This is a genomic window from Vreelandella sp. F11 (assembly GCF_042466685.1).
Taxonomy (GTDB): Bacteria; Pseudomonadota; Gammaproteobacteria; order Pseudomonadales; family Halomonadaceae; genus Vreelandella.
In genome coordinates this window covers 3402440-3421901 of the sequence record NZ_CP170448.1, presented here as the reverse complement: position 1 = coordinate 3421901, position 19462 = coordinate 3402440, and the positions used below count along the sequence as shown (strand labels likewise).

At 55.9% G+C, this 19462-nt stretch carries 15 protein-coding genes; 12 read left to right on the top strand and 3 right to left on the bottom strand.

Annotated features, from left to right (window positions below):
- The first annotated feature begins 22 nt into the window (after positions 1-22).
- On the top strand, positions 23-1444 hold the full coding sequence (locus ACFIOZ_RS15685) for a hypothetical protein (protein ID WP_386079514.1): 1422 nt from the start codon (positions 23-25) through the stop codon (positions 1442-1444).
- 93 nt (positions 1445-1537) lie between these two features.
- Positions 1538-3124, top strand: a complete 1587-nt coding sequence (locus ACFIOZ_RS15680; protein ID WP_386079512.1) for a sigma 54-interacting transcriptional regulator — start codon at positions 1538-1540, stop codon at positions 3122-3124.
- 17 nt (positions 3125-3141) lie between these two features.
- On the opposite strand, the gene msrA is transcribed toward ACFIOZ_RS15680, so the two are convergent.
- The gene (gene msrA, locus ACFIOZ_RS15675; protein WP_386079510.1) at positions 3142-3780 is read right to left on the bottom strand and encodes a peptide-methionine (S)-S-oxide reductase MsrA; all 639 of its coding nucleotides are present in this window, start codon (positions 3778-3780) and stop codon (positions 3142-3144) included.
- A gap of 108 nt (positions 3781-3888) precedes the next feature.
- The gene (locus ACFIOZ_RS15670; protein ID WP_386079508.1) at positions 3889-4821 is read right to left on the bottom strand and encodes a LysR family transcriptional regulator; all 933 of its coding nucleotides are present in this window, start codon (positions 4819-4821) and stop codon (positions 3889-3891) included.
- Positions 4822-4972: 151 nt separating this feature from the next.
- On the opposite strand from ACFIOZ_RS15670, the gene ACFIOZ_RS15665 reads away from it, so the two are divergent.
- The 10 genes from ACFIOZ_RS15665 (at position 4973) to ACFIOZ_RS15620 (ending at position 17937) form a co-directional block, all read left to right on the top strand.
- Complete coding sequence (locus ACFIOZ_RS15665) at positions 4973-6484, top strand: CoA-acylating methylmalonate-semialdehyde dehydrogenase (protein WP_386079507.1); 1512 nt, start codon at positions 4973-4975, stop codon at positions 6482-6484.
- Positions 6485-6510: 26 nt separating this feature from the next.
- Entirely contained in the window at positions 6511-8202 is a 1692-nt protein-coding gene (locus ACFIOZ_RS15660) for a GMC family oxidoreductase (RefSeq protein WP_386079505.1), read from the top strand.
- Between the two features lie 204 nt (positions 8203-8406).
- Positions 8407-8610 carry a cold-shock protein gene (locus ACFIOZ_RS15655; protein ID WP_088699784.1) on the top strand — a complete coding sequence of 68 codons (204 nt, stop codon included), beginning with the start codon at positions 8407-8409 and terminating at the stop codon, positions 8608-8610.
- A 277-nt stretch (positions 8611-8887) separates the two neighbouring features.
- On the top strand, positions 8888-10657 hold the full coding sequence (locus tag ACFIOZ_RS15650; protein ID WP_386079503.1) for an SLC13 family permease: 1770 nt from the start codon (positions 8888-8890) through the stop codon (positions 10655-10657).
- A 91-nt stretch (positions 10658-10748) separates the two neighbouring features.
- Positions 10749-11414: an alpha/beta hydrolase gene (locus tag ACFIOZ_RS15645; protein ID WP_386079502.1), complete on the top strand. Its 666-nt coding sequence runs from the start codon at positions 10749-10751 to the stop codon at positions 11412-11414.
- A 46-nt stretch (positions 11415-11460) separates the two neighbouring features.
- Positions 11461-12159, top strand: coding sequence for a hydrogenase subunit MbhD domain-containing protein (locus ACFIOZ_RS15640; RefSeq protein WP_386079500.1), 699 nt, complete (start codon positions 11461-11463; stop codon positions 12157-12159).
- Positions 12156-13646 carry a complex I subunit 5 family protein gene (locus tag ACFIOZ_RS15635; RefSeq protein ID WP_386079499.1) on the top strand — a complete coding sequence of 497 codons (1491 nt, stop codon included), beginning with the start codon at positions 12156-12158 and terminating at the stop codon, positions 13644-13646. The genes ACFIOZ_RS15640 and ACFIOZ_RS15635 overlap by 4 nt, the downstream gene beginning before the upstream one ends.
- Positions 13643-15148 (top strand): complex I subunit 5 family protein, encoded by a 1506-nt coding sequence (locus tag ACFIOZ_RS15630; RefSeq protein ID WP_386079498.1) that lies wholly within the window; start codon positions 13643-13645, stop codon positions 15146-15148. Before ACFIOZ_RS15635 ends, ACFIOZ_RS15630 begins: the two co-directional genes overlap by 4 nt.
- Positions 15145-16917, top strand: a complete 1773-nt coding sequence (locus ACFIOZ_RS15625; protein WP_386079496.1) for a proton-conducting transporter membrane subunit — start codon at positions 15145-15147, stop codon at positions 16915-16917. Before ACFIOZ_RS15630 ends, ACFIOZ_RS15625 begins: the two co-directional genes overlap by 4 nt.
- Before the next feature lie 36 nt (positions 16918-16953).
- The gene (locus ACFIOZ_RS15620) at positions 16954-17937 is read left to right on the top strand and encodes a YihY/virulence factor BrkB family protein (protein ID WP_386079495.1); all 984 of its coding nucleotides are present in this window, start codon (positions 16954-16956) and stop codon (positions 17935-17937) included.
- A 61-nt stretch (positions 17938-17998) separates the two neighbouring features.
- Here the strand turns inward: ACFIOZ_RS15620 and ACFIOZ_RS15615 are convergent, their stop codons facing one another.
- The gene (locus ACFIOZ_RS15615) at positions 17999-19408 is read right to left on the bottom strand and encodes a PhoH family protein (protein WP_386079493.1); all 1410 of its coding nucleotides are present in this window, start codon (positions 19406-19408) and stop codon (positions 17999-18001) included.
- Between the last annotated feature and the right edge of the window lie 54 nt (positions 19409-19462).

Here is a 19462-nt window from a genome sequence, read left to right as displayed (position 1 = left end):
TTTTAAAACAGGAGTCCATGCCATGAGTGCTTGGAAGCATCGCGTTGACGGTGAAGAGAGCCCGTATACCCCGCTAGGGCCATTTAAACTACGCCTGCCTTTTTATCACTACCGTTTTGAGCTGCCCGACTATTTGCAAGGGCTATTAATGTGTGCAGTGGATCTTGCCGCGATTCCATTAATGATGCAGCTGTTAGGAATGCCGTTTGAAGCGGCGTTGGCCATAGTAATCTTAAATGGCTTGCTCTATTTGATGCATCACTTGCTGGGTGACCCGGTTATTCCTGGTTGGATTACCCCTGCGATTCCTTTGTTGATGGCTTATGTATCGACCTTTCCAGAGGGGGTAGACAGAGTTCATGCGCTGATTGCCTTCCAGATGATGCTGGGGGCGCTGGCTCTGGGGCTGGGGGCAACCGGCATGGCCAGTAAAGTGGTGCGACTGATTCCTTCAGCTATCAAAGCAGGGGTTATTATGGGCGCTGGGCTGGCAGCTATTGTGGTGGTCTTTGATGAGGGTGGCCGCTTTGAGCAGTACCCGTTCACCATTGCGATTGCTGTAGGCGTCGCGTTTTATCTGATTTTCTCTCGCCATTTCAACAAGCTGAAAGCAAAGGGTGGCCTGTGGGGCGCCATAGGCAAGCTGGGTATTTTCCCAATCATCGTGCTGGCAATTGTGGTGGCTCCGCTGTTTGGTGAAGCGCCGTGGCCGAATGTGGAGTGGGGGTTTAGCCAGCCTGATTTTGCGTTGATGTTTAGCGAATACACAGTGTTTGGCGTTGGCTTACCGCCGCTGACGATGTTTTTGACCGCGCTACCCACCGTTATCGCCGCTTACATTGTGCTGTTTGGCGATGTGCTACAAAGCAAGGCGTTGCTGGAAGAAGCTGACGAGAAGCGTCAGGACGAAAAAATCGACTATAACCCTAATCGTGCACACATGATTTTTGGTGGGCGTAACTTCGGGATGAGTATCTTTGGCCCCGATGTGGTGATGTGTGGCCCGCTGTGGGCTGCGATGCATGTGGTAACGGTGGAGCGTTACAAACAGGGCAAAGCGGCGATGAACTCTATCTTTGGTGGCTCTGGTTCATTCCGCTGGGGGACGAATACCGGCTTGTTGCTACTGCCGATCGTGAGCTTGGTGGAGCCCATCCTGGGAATTGCCCTGGCGCTGACGCTATTGATTCAGGGCTACGTGAGTGTGCGTATTGGCATTATGGAGGCGCGCAGCCAGCGGGACTTGGGTATCGCGGGCATTATTGCCGCCATGTTAGTCATTAAAGGGGCTACTTGGGCTTTTGCGGTGGGTATCTTGCTCTGCGCGTTAATTTACGGCAAACGCTTCTTCTCAGGCGAGGTGGATAAAACCTTCGTGAAAGATTGGGATGAGGCATTGCAACCAGAGACTGACCCTGAACCGGTGGTGCCTTTGCGCAAATAACAGACTCTGCCTTTATAGTGGCTTAAAAGCTATTGGATGTAGAGCCAGTGCCCACCGTGAAAGCGGTGGGCGCGGTCTATCAGGGGAGCTGTTATGCAACGTATCGAAGAGTGCCTGTCGTTGGAAGCCGCGCTGCCGTTATTTGATTTGCACGGCACTGATGCGGTTGAGGTATTTGATACCCACGGTCAGGTGATTGGGGTATTAACCCGCACCGATATTGAAAAGGCACGGCGCGACGCGGCGCTAGGCCAGTTGGTAGGCGAGTGTATGTGCTACCGTGTAACAGGCATTAAACCTCAGACGGAGGCTGAATGCGTTGATGCATCTGGCTTTGACCATGAGCCATTACGTTCATTTCTGGATGCCTTGCATGACGGTGTTTATATCACCGATGCCAATGGTATTACGGTGACGATCAATAAAGCTTATGAACGTATCACGGGTATTTCACGTGCGGAGGTAGTTGGGTTTCATATGGCTGACTTGGTGAAGGCGGGGTTTATTTCTAAGTCAGCCTCGTTGGAGGTTATCCGGGAACGTCGTCCGATTACGCTGGTGCAGACCATTCATGGCAGTCGCAAGATTGTTGTGACCGGCACGCCCATGTTCAATGCCGATGGCTCCATTGCCTACGTGGTTACCAGTGTGCGTGACATTACCGAGCTATTGCTGGCGAAACACGCCCAGGAGCAGTTAGAGCAGATCCAGCGCATTCGTGAGGCGTATAAAGTGCCAGAGATAACGTCACTAAGTGCGCCTGGGGTGATCACCAGCCAGCAAACGGAACCCTGCTTTGCGCTTGCTAAGCGAGTGGCGAAATCAACCGCGAAGATCCTGATTCAAGGTGAAACGGGGACGGGTAAAACGCTGTTGGCGCGCTATATCCATCAGCAAAGTGACCGTGCGGAAGGGCCGTTTATGGAGCTTAACTGTGCGGCATTTCCGGAAGGATTGCTGGAAGCAGAACTGTTTGGTTATGCCGCCGGGGCGTTTACCGGGGCTACGCCAAGAGGTAAGCAGGGGCTACTGGATGTGACCCATGGCGGCACGCTTTTTCTGGATGAAATCGGTGATCTACCCCTCGCTTTGCAGGTGAAACTACTCAAAGTGGTGGAAGAAAATCGCTATTTACCAGTAGGCGGGACAGCTTTTCGTCATACCAACGTGCGCCTGATTACCGCTACCCATCAGAATTTAAATGACCACGTTAAGAAAGGGAGCTTTCGTGAGGATCTATTTTATCGCATAAGCGTGGTGCCGCTATGGTTACCGCCTTTGCGGCAGCGTCGCGATGAGGTAATCCCCTTACTGAACTATTACCTAGACCACTTCAATCAGTTGCACGATGTTAATAGGCGCTGGGATCCCGAGGCGCTGGAACTACTTTCGAACTACTCATGGCCTGGCAATATCCGCGAGCTGATCAATTTAACCGAGCGCTTAGCCGTTACGGCAGTAGAGGATGAGATCACTACCACTACGCTGCCGAGTGAGATATTTCCCGCTCTGCCGGTTAGTTCAGAGTCCGTAAGTGGTGATCTGCGAGAGCAGGTTAAGCGGTTTGAACAGCAACTCATTCAACAAGCGCTTGCCAAGCATGGCACGACGCGCGCAGCGGCCGCTGTGCTGGGAATCGATCAGTCGACGTTAGTGAAGAAGCAGCGGCGCTGGCGTTAGATCATATTGTTCACCTGCTACTCAAACGTAGGCCCACCGGCTTCTTCACCCCAGACCTCGTCCAGGCGGCCATCACGTCCACAGCTGTAGCGGTAAAATTTATAGCGCACGGGGTTCTTTTGATAATAATCCTGATGGTACTCCTCGGCAGGCCAGAAGGTGGTGGCCGGTACTATTTGGGTGGCAACGTCTCGGTCAAAGCGTGCCTCCATTTCCGCTTTGGAGGCTTCAGCCAGTTCGCGTTGCTCGTCGTTGTGATAGAAAATCGCCGAACGGTACTGATCGCCCACATCGCAGAATTGACGGTCGACCGCAAAGGGGTCGATATTGCGCCAGAAGATCTCCAGTAGCTGCGCGTAGCTGATCTGCTCTGAGTCGTACTCGATTTGAACAACTTCAGCGTGGCCCGTGTTACCTCGGGTGATATCTTCGTAGGTGGGGTTCTCAAGCTCGCCGCCGATGTAGCCGGAAATGGTGGCACTAACGCCGGGTTGGTTGTCGTAAGGAGGTTCCATGCACCAGAAGCAGCCCCCGGCAAACGTCGCTTCTGCATTGGCATGCTCTTGAGACGACTGGGCTTGGAGTGACGCACTGGCGAGGCCTGCAACGGCCATGATGCAGAGCGTTAAGGGGCGCAAAAGCGGAAGTCGGGTCATCGTAGGCACTCCAGTGGTGGTGGCGAGTCATTGCGTACTGTTGAGTCGATTAGTGGCATCAAGCGCGATTTCCTTACAGCCATTCTGTTACAGCTATTCTCTTACAAGCTAGCCGGGTCGATGAGGCCATACCTCATCCAGTGTACTCAGCGCAGCATTTACTGGCGGCTCGTTGGCGCTGTCGTGTCGCCAAATAAAGCTTAATGCACAGGGCAGGCGAATGTTGTCGGCCACGGCTAGACCACTCTCCTGGCGTTCGGTCATCGCTAGAGCGTCCCGGGCCAGGCTTAGGCCAACGCCTGCGCGCACCAGGTCAAGCATGCAGGCCTCTTGGTCAACCTGGGCCACCCGATTGGGTACTGCGCCACTTGGCCCAAGCGCCTGTTTTAACAGCCGATGGTGGGCAGAATTTTGGGGCGTGACAATCCACGGCAGCGTGGCCAGGTGCTCCCAGCGGGTATCGATAAGCCGGTTTTCCCAGCCCGGAGGGGCAATCACATGATAGTGAAAATGCGTTAGCTCACGCCAAGCCAGCGCTTCATGTCCTTTGCCAGGGGCGAGCCCAGAGGCTAGGCCAGGGTCTTCGCCGGGCGGCGCTAAATAAAAACCGACATCTAAATCGCCCTGTTCAATGCGGTTAAGCACGCTGCCGCTCATGCCATGGTGCAGCTCGGTTTCTAACTGGGGGGCACGGGCCATCAGGCGGCTTAAAAAGGCGCCTAGGCGGAGAAATTCCGGGTCGACAATGGTGCCGATCGAGAGCTTGCCGCGCAGCGTGCTATGTAGCGTTCCGGCGGTCTGTTCAAACGCCTGGGCGCTGGCCAAGGCTTTTTCGGCGGCGGGCAGCAGCGCATGGCCGTCGGCGGTCAAAGCAAGCCCCTGAGGACGGCGGCTAAACAGCGTGAGGCCTAAATTGGTCTGTAGCTGTTTTAACTTTAGGCTAATGGCGGGTTGAGTCAGGTGTAGCTGCTCGGCGGCGCGCGACACGCTGCCCGTTCTTGCAACGGCCACGAAGGCGCGCAGCGTGGCGTAGTCTTGCATAGTAGGCCTTAAATAGAGCGCTGATATTAGTAGAGCTTATAACTGGCTTTTAAATAACTCAATTGATCCGTTCGCAGGGTCCAGTAGGCTAGGCTGAAGGTATGCTCTTTGCACACGCGCTCAACATGCGTTCTTAAAACAGGTACTTCTCATGACAACAACAGCGATTCAACACTTTATTAATGGCCAGGTCAGTGCTGGTGAATCTTCTCACTCTCAGGACGTATTCAACCCCGCCACCGGCCGTGTTACCGGTCGTGTATCGCTGGCTTCCCCAGCGGACGTCAATACCGCGGTAGAGGCCGCCCAAGCCGCTTTTCCCGCCTGGGCCGATACCCCACCCATCCGTCGTGCTCGGGTAATGTTCAAGTTTTTAGAGTTGTTAAACGCTCATAAAGATGAGCTAGCCGAAGCGATTACCAAAGAGCACGGCAAGGTGTTTACCGACGCCCAGGGGGAAGTGGCTCGCGGTATCGATATTGTGGAGTTTGCCTGCGGTATTCCGCAGTTGTTAAAGGGCGATTACACCGAGCAAGTGAGCACAGGGATCGATAACTGGACGACGCGCCAGCCGTTAGGTGTCGTTGCTGGTATAACGCCATTTAATTTCCCGGCCATGGTGCCGATGTGGATGTTTCCCCTGGCGATTGCCGCGGGTAATACGTTTATTTTGAAACCCAGCCCGCTCGACCCCAGCGCTTCACTGCTGATGGCTGAATTGCTAAAGCAGGCGGGTCTGCCCGACGGCGTATTTAACGTTGTGCAGGGTGATAAAGACTCCGTTGAAGCACTCATCGACCATCCGCACGTTAAAGCTCTGTCGTTTGTGGGCTCAACGCCGATTGCCAACTTGATCTACGAGCGCGGTGCCCGCAACGGCAAGCGCATTCAAGCTCTCGGCGGCGCTAAAAACCATATGGTGGTGATGCCCGATGCGCATTTAGATAAGGCTGTGGATGCCTTGATTGGTGCCGCCTACGGCTCAGCCGGTGAGCGCTGCATGGCCATTAGTGTGGCCGTATTGGTGGGCGATGTGGCGGATAAAGTCGTCCCAGCTCTGGCTGAACTCGCCAAAGCGCTGAAAGTAAAAGATGGTATGCAGCTGGATGCGGAAATGGGCCCCATTGTGACCCGTGAGGCTCATCAGCGGATTACCGGCTATATCGAAAAAGGGGTGGCGGAAGGCGCTGAACTGGTCGTTGATGGTCGTACTTTCGACGCCTCAGCGGCGGGTGATGAGTGTGCTGAAGGGTTCTGGATGGGCGGCACGCTGTTCGACAACGTCACCCCCGAGATGACGATCTATAAAGAGGAGATTTTTGGCCCGGTGTTGGTCTGTGTGCGGGTGCCGGATATCGCCACGGCCATTCAACTGATTAACGACCACGAGTTTGGCAACGGCGTTAGCTGCTTTACCGAAAGCGGTACAGTGGCGCGGGAGTTTGGCCGCCGTATTCAGGTCGGCATGGTGGGTATCAATGTGCCCATCCCAGTGCCTATGGCGTGGCACGGCTTTGGCGGTTGGAAGCGCTCGCTATTTGGTGATACGCATGCCTACGGCGAAGAGGGCGTGCGTTTTTACACCAAGCAAAAATCCATCATGCAGCGCTGGTCAGACTCCATCGACGCAGGCGCTGAATTTGTAATGCCCACGGCGAAGTAACGCCTAAACGTTATGGGAGCCAACGCATGCCAGCGCCAACTAATAACAGTGTCGACGATACCAAGAACTTCGACTATATCGTGGTAGGAGCGGGCACCGCCGGGTGTCTGTTGGCTAACCGACTCAGCGCCAACCCTAACAACAAGGTGCTGTTGATCGAAGCAGGGGGGCGGGATAACTATCACTGGATCCATATCCCAGTGGGCTATCTCTACTGCATCAATAACCCGCGTACCGATTGGTTGTTTCGAACCGAGCCTGATAAAGGGCTCAACGGACGTTCTTTGATCTATCCGCGGGGCAAAACCCTCGGTGGCTGCTCCAGTATTAACGGCATGATTTATATGCGTGGCCAGGCGCGGGACTACGACCATTGGGCCGAGGTCACCGGCGACGATGCCTGGCGATGGGAGAATTGCCTACCCGACTTTATCAAACACGAAGACCACTACCGCTTGGATGAGGGCGGCGATACCGATGCAAAACACCGCGATTTTCACGGCCATGGCGGCGAGTGGCGGATCGAAAAACAGCGCCTAAAATGGCAGGTATTGGATGATTTTGCCGAGGCTGCGGTGCAGGCGGGCATACCGCGCAGCGACGATTTTAACCGCGGCTCTAATGAAGGCGTGGCCTACTTTGAGGTTAATCAGCGCTCGGGCTGGCGCTGGAATACCGCCAAAGCGTTTTTACGTACAGCACTCAAGCGCGACAACCTCACGTTATGGCACTCTACGCAAGTGAATAGACTGGTTTTTGAACAGGCAGATACACTGCGCTGCACAGGCGTTGAGGTGGAGCGTGAGGGCAACCCCCTTCACGTTGTAGCGAGCAAGGAAGTCGTCCTGTGCGCGGGTGCCATTGGTACACCGCACCTGTTGCAACTTTCTGGGGTAGGGCCAGCCGAACTGCTCCACAAACATGGCGTTGAGCTAGTCCATGACCTGCCGGGGGTGGGTGAGAACCTGCAGGATCATCTGCAGATTCGCTCGATATATCGCATCACCAATGGCAAAACCCTCAATGCCATGGCCAGTACGCTGTGGGGTAAAGTCGGCATTGGCCTTGAGTACCTGCTTAAGCGCTCGGGGCCAATGAGCATGGCGCCTTCGCAACTGGGGGCTTTTACCCGCAGCACGCCGGATCATCCCCACCCCAATATTCAGTACCATGTACAGCCGCTAAGCCTGGAAGCGTTTGGCCAGCCGTTACACCCTTACCCGGCGATAACCGCCAGCGTGTGTAATTTGAATCCTACCAGCCGGGGCACCGTGCAGCTTAAAAGCAGTGATCCACGCGAGGCTCCATCGATTTCGCCTAACTATCTGAGCACTCCAGAAGATCGCAAGGTGGCCGCGGATTCACTGCGAGTAACCCGGCGCATTGCCGAGCAGCCTGCGTTTGCCAAGTATGCGCCAGAAGAGGTTAAGCCTGGTGTTGAGTATCAAACCGATGACGAGCTAACCCGGTTAGCCGGTGATATCGGCACGACTATTTTTCACCCAGTGGGAACCGCGCGAATGGGGCGTAAGGATGATGCCATGGCAGTGGTCGATGCGCGGCTGCTAGTGCGTGGTGTTAGCGGCTTAAGAGTGGCCGACGCCAGCGTTATGCCGACTATCACCAGTGGTAACACTAACTCGCCCACGCTGATGATTGCGGAGAAGGCTGCCGGCTGGATGCTGGCTGAGCGTCGTGAAGTTCCCGGTAGCACTTAGCGATGTACGCTATTAAACGGCATTTATAGTGGGTGTTGACGTGGAAGGGTGGTTAAGCGCAAAATAAAGCTAGTTGGTTAGCAAGTCGAACGTTGTCAGCAGTATAGAAGCGCCTCTAGCGTTAAATCTGGTGAAAGTCTCTTGTTATACCCACTGCAATTCGGGTATTTCCCGGTTTAATTAGCAACATCGAGGATTTCGATCATGGCAACTGGTACCGTTAAGTGGTTTAACGACACTAAAGGTTTCGGCTTTATCTCTCCTGACGACAATGGCGACGATCTGTTCGCGCATTTCTCAGAAATTCAGGCAGAAGGCTTCAAATCTCTGCAAGATGGTCAGAAGGTCTCCTTCGACGTCACCCAGGGTAAAAAAGGCCTTCAGGCTTCTAACATCAAGGTGATTTAAGTTTATTCTTAAGCATTGAGATGTTAGCAATCACCGCTTAGCGTTGATTGACCAGAAAACCCCGCCAAGCGCGGGGTTTTCGCTTTTCAGGTTTTGTAACTTAAACTCGCCTCACACCTCACACCTCACACCTCACACCTCACACCTCACACCTCACACCTCACACCTCGCGCTGCATATTCCATTTTGATCTTTAAATGTTTCTAAAAATAACTTTTTAGAATATAAAATTGGCTTCACAATACCGCCATGCTTATTGGTTAAGGATGTCGTGGTTATGTCACTGGATGCTTGGATAGCGGTAGGGGTGGTGCTCACCATCTTCCCGTTAATGGCCTTTTCACGCCTGGGGCCGGATATTATCTTGCTGGGTGCGGTTATTGTGCTAATGACGCTTGGGGTGATTGACCCCCAGCAGGCGCTGGGGGGCTTCTCCAATAGCGGTCTGTTTACCGTAGCGTTTATGTATGTGTTGGTGGCCAGCATTCGCGAAACCGGCGGCATCGACCTGATTATTCGCTATGTGCTTAAACGGCCCAAAAGCGAGCGGGGCGCGCTGGTTCGCCTGTTGCTACCGGTGGCCTCGCTTAGCGGCTTTGTCAATAATACCCCCGTTGTTGCTACCTATATTCCCGCGGTCATGAGCTGGAGCCGTCGGCTGCGCCTGTCACCCCAACGGCTGCTGATGCCGCTTAGTTTCGCCTCTATCCTGGGGGGCACCATTACGCTGTTCGGTACCAGCACGAACCTGGTAGTGCATGGGTTATTGCTGGAGCGCTACCCAGAGCTTGGTATGGGACTGTTGGATTTGGCCTGGGTCGGTGTTCCCGTTGCGGTGGCCGGGCTTGCCTATCTCATTTTGTTAGGGCCGCGGTTGTTGCCCGCCAGGGAAGGGCTGGCCAATGCGTTCGCCAACCCGCGGGAGTTCACTATCGAAATGGAAGTCGATCCGGCTGGCGTGCTGGTGGATCGAACCGTTGAAGAGGCGGGGTTACGTCACCTACAGGAGCTGTTTCTGGTAGAGATTGAACGCGCAGGCAACGTGGTCAGCGTGGTGGGGCCTGGTGAGCAGCTCAAAGGCGGCGACCGCTTGGTGTTTGCAGGCACCTCTGATGCAGCAGTGGAGTTGCAGCAAATTCGTGGCTTGATCCCCTCCCGGGATGGCACTTCCAGTTTGGAGAAGGAGTTTAAAGAGCGTCGCTTGGTTGAGGCGGTGGTCTCTAATCAGTGTCAGTTTATTGGCCAGCGTATTCGCGATGGTCACTTTAGAACCCTCTATGGGGCAGCGGTGTTGGCGATCTGCCGCGGCGGCGAACGGGTTAAGGGGAATCTGGGCCAGGTGAGGTTGCAGCCCGCGGATGTGCTATTGCTTGAGGCGCGGCCCCCGTTTATTGAGCGACATCGACAGTCAAGGGACTTTTTACTCATTAGTGAGCTCAACGGCGCGGCGCGGCCTATCCATGAAAAAGCGCCGCTAGCGTGGGGCTTGCTGTTAGGCGCCGTGCTGCTCGCCGCGCTTGGTGTACTGAGTATGCTCAACGCTGCCATGTTGGGTGCGGCATTAGCGCTACTCACGGGCTGTTGTTCGGTGGGCGCTGCCAAGCGTGGCCTGGATACTCAGGTGCTGCTCACTATTGCGGCCTCCTTTGGGGTGGGGGCGGCGCTGCAGAGTTCCGGCGCTGCCGGGGTAATCGGCGGTGGGGTGCTGACCCTGGTGGCGGGTAATCCACTGCTGCTGTTAATTGGCACTTACTGCGTGGTGGCGCTGCTAACCGAACTGGTCACCAATAACGCCGCGGCGGTGATTATTTTCCCGGTGGTGATGAGCGCCGCGGAAAGCTTGGGCGTTAGCCCGATGCCCTACGTAGTCGCGGTTATGTTTGCCGCCTCGGCGAGCTTTTTAACCCCCATTGGCTATCAAACCAATTTAATGGTGTATGGCCCTGGTGGTTACCGAGTAAGCGATTTTCTACGCCTGGGCAGTGGATTAAATATACTGACGGGGGCCATCGCGCTGTTTTTAATACCTCTGGTATGGCCTTTTTAAGTGGTCTGTGACTATTTTTAGGCACTCTCCCGCTCGCTGTTAACGCGGGTTTGCGCTAGGGTGACGCTTTTTGCATAAGGAATACGACGTTATGACTGCTCCTGGCGAACTGATTATTGAACCGAAAGATGGTCAACCCGCCGATGCCTGTGTGTTCATTATTCACGGTTTAGGTGCGGATGGGCACGATTTTGAACCGCTGGTGCCCGCACTGGCGCTGCCCAAAGATTCCCACGTGCGTTTTATCATGCCCCATGCGCCACGCTTAGCCGTGACGATTAATGGCGGTATGGTGATGCCCGCTTGGTACGATATTCTCGCCATGGATTTGGGGCGTCGGGTCGATGAGGTTCAACTCAAGAAATCCGCTGAGCGAATCCAGACACTGATTCAAGAGCAGATTGACCAGGGTATCGATAGCCAGCGCATTATTGTCGCAGGCTTTTCGCAAGGTGGTGCGGTTGCCTACCACGCTGCGCTGACTTTCCCTGAACCGCTTGGAGGGTTGTTGGCCATGTCGACTTACTTTGCGACTGCCGACAATATCGACCTGGCGGAAGCCAATCGTCAGATCCCTATTGAAGTTCAACACGGTAACTTTGACCCCATTGTGCCTGAAAGCCTTGGCCGCAGTGGCGCCGACCGCTTAAAAGAGATGGGCTACGCGGTTAACTACCGCCAATACCCCATGGCCCATGCGCTCTGCCCACAGCAGGTCAATGATATCGGCAAGTGGTTGGGTTCTCGCTTAAACTAAGCGCCTATGCCTATTCGTGACCGATGCAAGGATGTAGCGAAAACGAATGATAGCTTTCTTTGATGCGATAAAACCTCTTGAGGCAATGGAAATGCTGCTGGCGCTATGCCTAACGGTGGCGGCGCTAGTGTGCCTGTTTGATCGCCACTTACTGCGCGCCTGCTGTTTTTTTGTCGCCTTTACAGCGGCAATGACGCTAGCTTGGTTGCGGCTAGAGGCTCCCTTGCTCGCCGCTGCCGAACTCGTGTTGGGCGTTGTACTCACAGGGGCCTGTTTTTTTTATGCCCTGGGCCACGTTTCACCGGGTGTTTCATCTCCTCTAGAGCGCGATAGATTTAACGAGCCCTGGTCGAGAGTGGCGATGCGCGTGGCGTTGGCGCTGGCCTGGTTTGTCATGGTCGGTGCCGCAATCCGTTATGTCATCGCTGACATGGCGTATTCACCTGAAGAGCATCCACTGCTGCTGTCGGGGGTGGTGATCGCCGCCAGTGCATTGGGAGCTTTTGCACTACACCGTCATTTGCTGCGCCGTTTGCTGGCGTTCAATATTCTCGGCTCGGGGGTATTTATGCTGCTGGCGGGTGTGGCGGGCACCTCGGCGGCGGCCCAGGCGTTAATTAGCGTCGGTCTGTTGGTCGCCTGGCTGGGGACGATGCTGGGTGCGCTGCTAATTCGACAGCTTTTGCACCTGGAAGGGGTCGAGGCCCTTGGGCGTGACGGTAAGCCCAAGGAGAGCGCCACATGACTTGGCGCTTTGGCCTTTTCGAGAGTACCTTTGAACCTCTTTCCAGCACCCATTGGGCGCTGTTAGCTGCGCTTGGCTTGCCGCTACTACTGGGCATGCTGGCGGCACTCTTTCCTCCTAAGCGGGCATGGCCCGTCTTGCTAGCCAGTGTGCCAGTATTGGTCTCTGGGCTAATGCTGCTCTCTGCTTACGATCAAGCGAGACTACTGCGCTGGCAGTGGGAAATCGCCGGTATCCTGCTGTCGTTGCGTCTAAACGGACTGAGCGTACTACTGCTGTTAATGACCCAGGTGATCGGCGTTGCGGCAGCGCTCTATACGCCGGGATATCTGCGCTTAAGCGAAACCGGGCCATTGGCACGCTGGCTGTGGCCGTTGATGGGCGTTGTACTGAGTGCGCTGTCGTTAATTTGGCTGGCCACCGATCTGCTCACTCTTTATGCCGGGCTGGAGCTAATGGGGCTGGCGGCGGTTGGCATGCTGATGCTATCGGGCAAAGTGCCCGCTCTCGTGGCGGGAATGCGCTATTTGTTGTTGGCGCTGGTGGGGTCTCTCACCTATCTACTCGGGGTCGCGCTGATTTTAGGCCACTGGGGCCGGTTGGATCTGCAGGGCTTGGCTGATGTGGTAGAGCCTGGGCCGGTGGCGTGGTTTGCCGCCGCGTTGATCGGCGCTGGGCTAGCCTTAAAAGCCGCGCTGTTTCCGCTGCATGCCTGGTTGACCCCGGTGCACGAGAGTGCCTGGACGCCCGTGAGCGCGCTGCATGCTGCGCTGGTGATTAAGGCGTCGCTATTTATACTGCTGCAGCTGTGGAGCATTCTGCTCCCTGAAACCTTCTACGCCCCGCGTGTTATCGCCTGGCTAGGCCTGCTGGCAATCGTATGGGGAGGGTTGCTGGCTTGGCGTACCGATTCACTTAAAACCCTGGTGGCTTCGTCCACCGTGGCCCAGTTGGGGTATCTCATGGTGGCTTTTCCGCTGCTGCTGGGGCCCGATATTGCGCCGCTGCCCCGGGCGTTAGCCTGGGAGGGGTTTTGGCTGCAGCTCATGGGGCACGCCTTTGCCAAAGCCGCCATGTTTATGGCCGCAGGCAACCTAATACTGGCCACTGGGGAGAGCACGCTCAAAGGCCTGGCCGGTACCAGCCGCCGTTTGCCGCTTTCGCTACTGGTGTTTGGCATCGCCGCTATCACGCTGATGGGTCTTCCCCCCAGTGCTGGCTTCACGGCGAAATGGATGCTGCTTCAAGCGATGATCATTACCCAGCAGTGGTGGGCTGTGGCGGCGCTACTAGCCGGCACGCTATTAACTGCGGCCTATATATTCCGCCTGTTTCGTTACTCGTTTGATGAAACGGCCCCCCGCCATCGTTATCAACCTCTGGCGCCCGGTATGGATCTGATCGCACTAACGCTGGCTCTGATTGCGTTCGCCCTCGGGCTATTGGCGCATTTCCCGCTGGAATTGATGCATGGAGGTAGCCCATGAACGCCGCCTGGTTACCGCTGACCGCTTTGGCGACCTCGCTACTGGTGGTGGTGATTATTTTCGCACTGCCGGAAGACGCTCGGCGCCTGCGCACGACGATCAACCTCGTGGCGGCCGTCGTTAAGATTATTCTGGTTATGCTGATGGTCAGGCGGGTAGCCGCGGGGCATGAGGATATTTTTAGCTTTCAGGTAGTAGGAGGCGTTGATTTCGTTCTGCGCAGCGATGCGCTAGGGGTGATGTTCGCCGGGTTATCGTCGCTGCTTTGGCTATGCACTACCGTTTATGCCATTGGCTATCTGGAAGGCTCTGCCAATCGGAAGCGCTTTTTTGGCTTTTTTAGCCTGTGCGTGGCGAGCACGATCGGCATTGCCCTCGCCGATAACTTGTTTACCTTTCTGGTTTTCTACGAAATGTTGACGCTCTCCACCTACCCGCTGGTGGTTCACAAGGGCACCCAGCAAGCCCTCAATGCGGGGCGCGTCTATTTGCGCTATACGCTAACAGCCGGTGTGGTGCTGCTACTGGGGGCTGTGTTGCTGTATAGCCTGACCGGGGATCAATCGTTCTCGTCAGAAGAGGGCTTGGGCGACTATGTGAACGATCATCGAGGCCTGCTAACGCTGATATTTGCCCTCTTGGTAGGTGGGTTGGCGGTCAAAGCCGCCATGGTGCCGCTACACGGTTGGCTACCCAGAGCGATGGTGGCGCCCGCGCCGGTGAGTGCGCTGCTGCACGCGGTCGCGGTGGTGAAGGCGGGCGCGTTTGGCATTTTGCGGGTGGTTTACGATCTGTTTGGCATTGAACTGAGCGTGGAGCTAGGCGTTATTACCGCGTTAGCGGTGGCGGCCTCTATTACGATTATCTATGGCTCGTTAAGGGCGATTGCTCAAGAGGAGTTGAAGCCTCGCTTAGCGTTCTCAACGGTCAGCCAGGTCTCCTACGTTATTCTGGGTATCGGGCTGTTTGGCCCGTTTGGCACCGTTGGTGCTTTGGCGCACTTGCTACATCAAGGCTTAATGAAGGTTACGCTGTTCTTCTGTGCGGGTAACTATGCCGAAGAGCTGGGAATTCACCGCATCGATGAAATGGATGGCGCCGGTAAGCGTATGCCGTTGACCAGCATTGCATTTACCATCGGCGCGTTTGGCATGATTGGCCTTCCGCCGGTGGCTGGCTTTATTACCAAATGGTACCTCGGCATTGGCGCGATTCAAGCAGAGATGTACTGGGTCGTCGCCGTACTGGTCGCGAGCAGTACGCTCAACGCCATGTACTTTTTACCCATTGTGCACCGCTTATGGTTCCGTTCAGGGCCCTCCCATGGCAAAGGGAGTTGGCCTAAAGAGCAGCGCTTAGGCCGTTTTGAAACCCATAGTTGGCTGCTTTTGCCCATGGTGTTTACCGCCCTGGCCAGCCTGGGCGCTGGGCTATTTGCCGGGCTGCCCTTTAGCCCCCTGGATTGGGCCGCTCGCGTGGCGTCCGGGGAGTATCTGCCATGATGACGCTGCTGCTTGCGCTAACGTTGCTCTGGCCGCTAGCCGTCGTTGGTTGGGCCTTATGCAATGCCTATCGCATTTCCGCTGCCCGGCGTGGCTACTTTTCGGTGCTATGGTTAAGCGCCGCTTGGCCAGCGCTGCTATTAGCTTACGGCGGCGAAGCGCACTGGACGATAGATGCCTGGATGCTGGGCGGCGAATGGGAGCTCAACGCGCTAAGCCGCCCATGGCTTGCGTTTACCGCACTGCTCTGGAGCCTGGCAGCGTTTCATGCCAAGGGCTATTTTGCGGCGGAGCAGGCGAAGGCCCAGGAGGGTGTTCAAGACGCCCAGCGGCGGCTACTACGTTTAGCACTGCTGTGGCCGTTGACGCTGCTTGGCAACGTGCTGCTGATTCTTGCCCAGGATATCGCCAGTTTTTATCTCGGCTTTGCGCTGATGACCTTCGCCGCCTACGCCCTGGTGGTGCATAGCGGGTCACAGGAAGCTCGCCTGGGAGCCAAGGCCTATTTGATATTAGCCGTGGTGGGTGAAGGACTTATTCTTGGTGGCTTTCTATGGGCGGCCGGTGAAGCCGATACGCTGACGCTTCAAGGGGTACGCGAAGGCATTGTAGGCGCTGAACACGGCGCATGGATGGCCGCCTTGCTGTGCCTAGGCTTTGGTGTGAAAGCGGGTGTTATCGGCCTGCACGTATGGCTGCCTTTAGCGCACCCGGTGGCACCGGCGCCGGCCAGTGCGGTGCTGAGTGGGGCGATGATTAAGGCGGGGCTGCTGGGTTGGATCAACGTGTTGCCGCTAGGCGATGAGTTGGTTTCCGCCTCCTTAGCCCAGTTTGGTCACTTCATGTTAATCGCAGGGCTGGCGGCGGCCTTTGGTGCTGCCCTGTATGGCGTTTTTCAACGCCACCCAAAAGCGGTGTTGGCCTACTCCAGTATTAGCCAGATGGGCATGATGACCGCGTTGGTGGCCATGGGGTTAGTCGCGCCAGAGGTATGGTCGCTGCTATGGCCAGGCTTGGTGCTGTTTGCTGCCCACCATGCGCTGGCCAAAGGCGCGCTGTTTATGGGCACCAGTATCAGCGAGCACCTACCGCGCTGGCCGCTGCCGTTGGTCTGGGCCTTGCTTTCTCTACCGGGTATCTCGTTGGCGGGCGCCATTGGCGCGGGCCTGATCACCAAGTGGGGCGTGAAGAGTCCGCTCTATGAAATGCACCATGAATCGCTGATCAAGCTGCTTAGTTGGGCGGCTGTTGGCACAGCGGCGCTCGTTAGCGTTGCCCTTTGGCGTCAGTGGCAGCAGCGTCATAAGGGGGGCAGTAACCGCGAGCAGTGGGGCGCCTGGTTAGTCGCCATCGCCGCAGCGCTGTTAACACCGCTGTGGCTTCCCCTACCAGCAGGCAGCATCGAGATACCGCCGCTGAAAGAGTGGCTGGGTATCATGTGGCCCTTTCCGGTCGGGGTAGTGTTCGCCGCGGTGGGTTGGTTATTAACGCGTCCGCTGAAGGGGAAGTCGCTCCCCCCAGGCGACCTATGGTGGATCTACGCGGTTATTGTAGGCGCTGTGCTGGTGCCGTTACGTTGGGTTGGGGGCTACTGTGCCCAGATAAAAGCGACGAGCGTGGTGACCGCGCAAAAAACCGAAGAAACGTTGATGGGGTATTTAACGCGGCTGTTGTCTACTGAGTCCTGGTTGCGTCACCATGCCAGTGGTTTGATGATGGTGCTTGCCGTATTGCTTGCGGCGCTACTGATATGGGAAGGCCAGCGATGAGAAGAGTGTGTGGAGTGTGCTTGTCAGGTGCCTGTTATGGGTAAGCTCCCTCGCGGTCGCCGCGCGCAGGTACCTGGTGATATACCCCAACGGGGGTGGCACGATATTACCTGGCGGGTAGTGCGTGCCGCTCGCCGTAACCGCCTGACCATGCTGGCCGCCGGTGTGGCTTTCTACGCCTTACTAGCGCTGTTCCCCACCATCGCGGCGGTCATTTCTCTCTGGGGGTTACTGTTTGACCCTTATGAAGCTGGCCAGCAGTTGTACGAAATCAGTCGCTTTATGCCACCGGATGCTGCTGAGTTAATCGATAAGCAGGCCCAGCAGGTAGTGGAGAGCGCGGAGTCAGGTAGCTTTCTGGGTGCTCTCGCCGGGCTACTGATTGCCATGTTTATCGCTTCCAAAGGGGTGGCGGTATTAGTCATAGGACTAAACGTGGTGTACGGAGAAAGCGAAAAACGCAGCCTGTTACACCGCAGTACGGTATTGGTATCACTGACCTTTGGCTTGATTTTTATGACCCTGGTGTCGCTGGCGTTCATTGCCATCGTACCCGTGCTCGTTAACGCCTTGGCGATTGATCCGCCGCTAAATAAAATCCTGCAGTGGCTGCGCTGGCCCGCCCTATTGTTCATGATGAGCATGCTGATTGCGCTGCTGTACCGCTACGCGCCTTATCGGCGTTCAGCCCAGTGGAGTTGGTTAAGCTATGGCACGCTGCTGGCAACGGTGATGTGGCTGTTAGGTTCCGGCGGACTTTCGCTTTATGTGCGTTACTTCTCTACCTTTAGTGAGCTTTACGGTTCCCTGGGCGCCGTGGTGGCGCTGATGCTGTGGTTCTGGCTGTCTGCCTTTGTCGTGCTGTTTGGTGCGGAAGTTAACTGTGAAATGGAGCGCCAGACCTTCAACGACACCACCATTGGAGAGGCGCGCCCGTTAGGCGAGCGTGAAGCGTTTGCCGCGGACACCATTGGTGCCCCCCGGTCATGGAAGCCCATAGAGGATAGTAACGATACTTGATGGCGTAGATTTACCTCCCACCAGTGGTGGGAGGGGGGAAAGCAGGTTTAAAGAAGACGGTTTAAAGCAGTTCTTCCGCGGCCAGTGCCAAGCGCGAGCGCTCAACGCTTTTCAAGGTGATATGCCCAGCGTGGGGCCAATCACGGAAACGCTCAACCACCGCGGCCATACCGCAGGTATTAGCCGTTAGATAGGGTGTGTCAATCTGCCCAACGTTACCCAGACAGACAATTTTGGTATTGCGCCCTGCCCGGGTGACCAGCGATTTAAGCTGTTTGGGGGTGAAGTTTTGCGCCTCATCAATGATGAGAAAAGTGTCGTTTAAGGTGCGTCCACGCATAAAGCTCGGCGAGCGGATCTGTACCCGCGAGCCAATCAACTGCCGTGTGGCGCCGTTATCCCAGCTTGATTCTCCCTCCTCGTTGCGCAGCAGGTTATCCATATTGTCGTGGAAGGCGCCCATCCACGGTGACATCTTCTCCTCCTCGGTGCCGGGTAAAAAGCCAATGTCTTCGCCCATGGGGATCGGCGCGCGGGTAAACACAATGCGCTCAAACAGCTTGGCGTCCAGGGTTTGCTGAAAGGCCGCGGCCAGCGTCATAAAGGTTTTACCGGTACCGGCATTACCGGCAATGGTGACCAGATCTATATCGGGATCCATGAGTAGGTTGAGCGTGAAGTTTTGCCGACTGTCGTGGGCGTGAACGCCCCAAACGCCTGCGTGGTGACGGTAGTTCGTCAGCAACTGAAGGCGCGCCGAAGAGGGCCCCAGTTCACGAACGATCGCTTCAAACTCCGCACCGTTTTCGCTATCCGAGACCAGCATGCCTACGTGCCAGTGGCGTGGCATATTGCCGGTGAGTTGGTAGAAAGTGTGGTGATCAAGTCGTTCCACGGTAACGTCAACATTCAACGCTTCCCATAATGATGCACCATTCTGGCCTGCGGAGGCGTAGACCTGTGCGCCCTCAATCATGGCATCGCTGTCGGAGAAAGCGCGGTCATTGAGATAATCTTCTACCGGTACTTTCAGCGCAGCGGCTTTAACGCGCAGGTTAATGTCTTTGGTGATCAGAATGACCGAGGCATCGGGACGTTCTTCGCGAAGGCGGCAGGTCTCCGCCAGTATGCGGTTATCGGGACTATCGTCGAGGGCGTCAAAGAGCTTTAAATCGTTGTAGCATAAGAAGTGCAGGCGTCCTGAGTCGCCACTGAGCCGGGGAATCGGAATGCCGCGTTGGATCTCATCAAAGGTGACTTGGCTGGTAAGGTCGGAGAGCGTACGGCTGATTTGGCGAGCCGTGCGTGCAATTTCACGTACACCATTTTTGTGCTTATCAAGTTCCTCCAGGACGGTCATGGGGATAACGACATCGTGCTCATCGAAGTGGTAGAGCGCGGTAGGGTCATGAATCAGGACATTGGTGTCCAACACATACAGCCGAGTGGCTTTCTTATCGAGTCGTACCATCGTTGGAATCACTCCTTGGTTGACGGCAACTTCGACACTGGCAGGTGCGTATTA